The organism is Enterovibrio norvegicus FF-33 (assembly GCF_000286835.2).
In the GTDB taxonomy this organism is placed as follows: domain Bacteria; phylum Pseudomonadota; class Gammaproteobacteria; order Enterobacterales; family Vibrionaceae; genus Enterovibrio; species Enterovibrio norvegicus_A.
Genome location: NZ_AJYD02000021.1, coordinates 1 through 445 on the forward strand (window position 1 = coordinate 1; position 445 = coordinate 445).

At 47.2% G+C, this 445-nt stretch carries 2 tRNA genes; both read left to right on the forward strand.

What is annotated here, in order from left to right:
* Positions 1-149: 149 nt before the first annotated feature.
* A tRNA-Ile gene (locus A1OO_RS06760) sits at positions 150-226 on the forward strand.
* 44 nt (positions 227-270) lie between these two features.
* Positions 271-346, forward strand: a tRNA-Ala gene (locus tag A1OO_RS06765).
* Positions 347-445 lie beyond the last annotated feature (99 nt).

The following is a 445-nucleotide window of genomic DNA, read 5'->3' on the forward strand; positions in this document are numbered from 1 at the left end:
ATACTATTAATGCCAGTGTCCACACAAATTGTATAGGTTGAAAAAGCAAAGAACATTACTTAGATGTGTTTGTTGCCCCTGTGGTTAGCACCCCATTCCCTTGGTAAAAGAGGGTGAGGTCGTTGGTTCACAGCCAGGGACGCAAAATTGGGTCTGTAGCTCAGGTGGTTAGAGCGCACCCCTGATAAGGGTGAGGTCGGTGGTTCAAGTCCACTCAGACCCACCAATTTCGTTTCCTAGACGACATTGGTTAAACACTAAGTATTCGATGGGGTTATAGCTCAGCTGGGAGAGCGCCTGCCTTGCACGCAGGAGGTCTGCGGTTCGATCCCGCATAGCTCCACCACTCTTTAAACGCATTCTCACGAGTGTCTTTAGAAAGTGGACATCTCTGTATCAGAGACACATCACTTTGCTCTTTAAAAATCTGGAAAGCTGACTAGTA